This is a genomic window from Actinocorallia lasiicapitis (assembly GCF_054778695.1).
Genome location: NZ_BAAGZI010000477.1, coordinates 1 through 4028, shown reverse-complemented (window position 1 = coordinate 4028; position 4028 = coordinate 1). Strand labels below are relative to the sequence as shown.

The 4028-nt window shown below is 70.6% G+C and carries 6 protein-coding genes; 2 read left to right on the top strand and 4 right to left on the bottom strand.

The features are described 5' to 3' along the window. A partial coding sequence (locus tag ACYVE7_RS30575; RefSeq protein ID WP_460369597.1) for a glycerate kinase occupies positions 1-230 on the bottom strand: 230 nt, incomplete at its 3' end. Positions 231-379: 149 nt separating this feature from the next. Then, positions 380-1027 carry a hypothetical protein gene (locus ACYVE7_RS30570; protein WP_460369595.1) on the bottom strand — a complete coding sequence of 216 codons (648 nt, stop codon included), beginning with the start codon at positions 1025-1027 and terminating at the stop codon, positions 380-382. A 19-nt stretch (positions 1028-1046) separates the two neighbouring features. Here ACYVE7_RS30570 and ACYVE7_RS30565 point away from each other — a divergent pair, with 19 nt between their 5' ends. Next, the gene (locus tag ACYVE7_RS30565) at positions 1047-1220 is read left to right on the top strand and encodes a hypothetical protein (protein WP_460369593.1); all 174 of its coding nucleotides are present in this window, start codon (positions 1047-1049) and stop codon (positions 1218-1220) included. A 29-nt stretch (positions 1221-1249) separates the two neighbouring features. Here ACYVE7_RS30565 and ACYVE7_RS30560 read toward each other — a convergent pair whose 3' ends face one another. Further along, positions 1250-2644 (bottom strand): NCS2 family permease, encoded by a 1395-nt coding sequence (locus ACYVE7_RS30560; protein ID WP_460369591.1) that lies wholly within the window; start codon positions 2642-2644, stop codon positions 1250-1252. Positions 2645-2677: 33 nt separating this feature from the next. Continuing rightward, a complete protein-coding gene (locus ACYVE7_RS30555; protein ID WP_460369589.1) occupies positions 2678-2989 on the bottom strand; it encodes a hydroxyisourate hydrolase in 312 nt (103 codons plus the stop codon). Between the two features lie 56 nt (positions 2990-3045). Between ACYVE7_RS30555 and ACYVE7_RS30550 the strand changes: the two genes are divergently transcribed. Continuing rightward, positions 3046-4028 (top strand): PucR family transcriptional regulator ligand-binding domain-containing protein (locus ACYVE7_RS30550; RefSeq protein ID WP_460369587.1); only part of this gene is annotated, 983 nt, incomplete at its 3' end.

Sequence of the window (4028 nt, the reverse complement as noted above, 5' to 3'; positions counted from 1 at the left end):
GCCTCGGCGAGCTCGACCACCGCGGTGTCGCCGCGCACCGCGTAGGCGGCCTCGACCGGGTTGCCGACGGGGCCCGCGACCGTCGCGGTGACCCGTTCGAAACCGGCGGCGATCGCCGCTTCGACGGTGCCGTCACCGCCGTCGGCGACGGGCAGGCAGACCAGCGGGAGGTCGGGGCGCTGACGGCGGAGCCCGGCGGCCAGATGCCGGGCGACCTGGGAGGCGGTCAAGGAACCTTTGAACTTGTCCGGGGCGATCAGGACGTGCCCGGTGGGTGAAGCCACCTCGTCGTGCCTTCCTGGCTGGGGGGAGTGGGTCTGGAAGGAGTGCGTGCGATCTCCATTGAAGCCCAGAAGCCTTTCCCACAGGTAAGAGTGTCCTAGCTGAGACCGAAGTGATCGCCGGGGCCCGTCGCGAGGTCGACCGCGATCTCCGTGCCGAGGGCGTACCCGTCGGCGAGGTGCAGGTCGTCGCCGCTCCAGAAGCGGCCGGGGTCGTACCAGTTGGGCTTTCTGTTCTTGGGCAGCAGCCCCATCGCGCCGTAGGTGAGGGCGACGACCTCGGCGCAGTAGACGCTCTCGACGTCGCGCTGCCGGTTCGGCAGCGGGACCCGCCCCTTGAGCCAGCGGGACGCCAGCCGGGACGTGGACGGGAACGGGGTGCCGTCGAGCCGTGCGATGGTCTTGAGGACGGAGTCCTCCATCTCGCGCGTCACGGGCCGGTCGAGCTGGCGCAGCCAGGCCCGCTGCCCGTACCGGTTCCCCCACTGCAGGACCGCTTCGCGCAGGTCGTGGAGCTGGACGCCGCGCTGGAACTGGCCCGTCCACAGGTCGCGCAGCGAGCGTCCGAGTTCGGCGTGCCACAGGAGCGGCGGCAGGTCGTCCAGGACGACGGCCATGCCGACGTGGTTGACGGGGCTGTTGGTCATCGTCTGGATGGCGCGGTCGGCGGGGGAGTCGCCGCGGAACACCCAGATGTCGCCCGTCCTGGTGAGTTCCGCCGCCTTACCGAGACTGATCTCCGTCATCTCTCGTACTGTAGGCGAAATGAAGCGGATCAGCTGGTGGAAGCTGGCGGGCCTGGCGGGCCTCGCCGGAGTGGCGGCGACCGGTGCGGTCGTCTACCGCTCGGAACGCAAGCGCCGCGCCTACACCCCCGAGGAGATCAGGGACCGCCTCCACGCCCGTCTCGCCGAGGCCCGCGACCGCGACCCGTCCTGACCGGCGGGCCTTCCAAGGCGACGCCGCGGTCACCTGACGCCGAAGAGCTGCTCGATCGGGTCGATCGTGAAGTAGACGAGGAACAGGGCGACGATCAGCCAGAGGGCGGGGGAGAGCTTGCGGGCACGGCCCAGCGCTGAGACGACGACGGCGTAGCTGATGACGCCCGCGCCGATGCCCGTGGTGATCGAGTAGGTGAACGGCATGGTGACGATGGTGACGAAGACCGGGATGGTCAGTTCGGGGTCCTGCCAGTCGATCTTGGCGACCTGGGCCAGCATCAGGGCGCCGACGATGACCAGGGCGGGGGCGGCGGCCTGGGAGGGGACCATGCCGGCGAGGGGGGCCGCGAACAGGGTGACGGTGAACAGCAGGCCCGTGACGAGGTTCGCCAGGCCCGTGCGGGCGCCCTCACCGATCCCGGACGCCGACTCGACGAACACCGTGTTCGCGGACGAGGAGGTGACGCCGCCGACCGCGGCGCACAGGCCGTCCATCGACAGGATCCGGCCGAGGCGCGGCACCGAGCCGTCCTCGCGGGTGATCCCCGCCTCCTCCGACAGGCCGACGATCGTGCCCATGGCGTCGAAGAAGCCCGACAGGACCAGCGTGAACAGCACGACCAGCGCCGTGACGAAGCCCGCCCGGCCGAACCCGCCGAACAGGTCGAACTCGCCGAGCAGCCCGAAGTCGGGCATCGCGAACAGGGCGCTGGGCACCTCGGGGACGACGACGCCCCAGGAGCGCGGGTCGATGGTCGCGACGCTGTTGAGCACCACCGCGAGGACGGTGCCCGCGATGATGCTGATCAGCAGCGCCCCGGGGACCTTCCGGACGAACAGCACGAACATCAGCAGCAGCGTCACGACGAACACCAGGACCGGCCAGCCCGCGAGCCGCCCGCCGGAGCCGAGGGTGACGACGGTGCCCGCGCCCTTGCTGACGAAGCCCGCGTCGACCATGCCGATCAGCGCGATGAAGCAGCCGATGCCCGCGGTGATCGCGTACTTCAGTGGCTGCGGGATCGCCGCCATGATCCGTTCCCGGATCCCCGACAGGGACAGCAGGACGATGATCAGGCCCTCCAGCACCACCAGGCCCATCGCCTGCGGCCACGTCATGAACGGCGCGGCCTGGTAGGCGACGACCGCGTTGATGCCCAGTCCGGCCGCGACGGCCAGCGGCGCGTTCCCGACCAGCCCCATGAGGAGGGTCGAGATCGCCGCCGACAGGGCCGTCATCGCCGTGAGCTGCGGGATCGACAGCTTCGCCTCGTTCACGTCGACGGCCCCGCCGAGGATGATCGGGTTCAGCAGCAGGATGTAGGCCATCGCGACGAACGTGGTGACGCCGCCGCGGACCTCACGGGCCACGGTCGTCTTCCGCGCGGACAGCTCAAAGTACCGATCCACAGCACTGGACATGTTTCTGGTCTCCCCGAATAAGCTCCGGATCAATTATCCGACCTCCAACTGGGCGGAATAGGCGTATGGGCCCAGGTTGAGCCGCATTTCAGCAGGTCCGACAGAGAGCGAGAAGATCACCTGAACTTCCGGGAAGCCGGTTCCCTCGGGGAAGCAGGCCCCGGATCCGTACCGGAACCGATGGGTTCCGGACACGGTTTTGATGTCCGTAACCCGGCCTGATGTGTCGGTTTCCCCTTCGTGGACGGGCTCCCAGGAGCCGCCGTCGTAACGGTCGAGCCGGACGGGCAGCCCGGCGGCTCCGCGCCCGGTGGTGGAGTCGATGACTCGCGTGCTCACGTTCATGGAAACCCATTATCCCTTGGACGATTCTCCAAACGGAGGGCGATACCGTGGGTGACGTGCGACTCAGGGAGCTTCTGGACATCGGTGAGCTGCGGCTCCGGCTGCGGACGGGTGAGCAGGCACTCGACCGTCCCATCCGCTGGGTCTATCTGACCGAGCTGGTGGAGACCGGCCGCTACCTGTCGGGCAACGAGCTGGTGCTGACCGGGCTGATCGGCCCCGGGCTCCGCCAGGACCCCGAAGCGCTGGTCGACGAGCTGGTCGACGCGGGCGCGGCGGCCCTGGGCGTCGGGCTGTCGATCCACGACGAGATCCCCGAGCGGGTCGTCGAGGCGTGCCGCAGACGGGGGCTGCCGCTGATCGAGGTCGCCAGGGACATCTCGTTCGGCACGATCAGCGAGGTCGTCACCCGGCGGCTGACCGCCGAGCGCGCGGCCGGCCTGGCGACGGTGCTGGGCCGCCACCGGCGGCTGATCTCCTCGGTCGCCGAGGGTTCGGGGCTGGCCGAGGTGTTCGCGCTGACCCGCGCCGAGCTGGGCCGGGGCTGCTGGGTGCTGTCGCCGACCGGACGGATCGTGGTCGGCCCCGGTGAGCCGCTGCCGCAGGCCCGCAGGCTGGCCGCCGACTATCTGACGGCCGAACGGCTGCCCGCCGTCGTCGACGGCCCCTACACCCTGCTGCCGATCAACACCCGGGCCGGGCACCGGGTGGCGGGCTGGTTCCTGGTCTGCGCGGGCGAGCTCGTGGACGTCGCCGAGGAGGTGCGCGAGTCGGCCTACGAGCTGGCCGCGCTCGCCGCGCTGGAGCGGGCCAGGCTGGAGGAGGGGCGCAAGGTCGAGCGGCGGCTGATGGCCGAACTGCTCGACCAGTCCGTCACCGAGCCCGCCGAGGTCGCCGCCCGGATGCGGACCTGCGGGCTGGACGTCGCCCAGCCCTATGTGGCGGTCGCCGCCCAGCTCGGCGGGGCGGCCGACGGCGGCGAGATCCTGGAGGAGTTGATCCCCGGTTCGGCCGCGGTGTCGGGGGCCGAAGGCGAGGC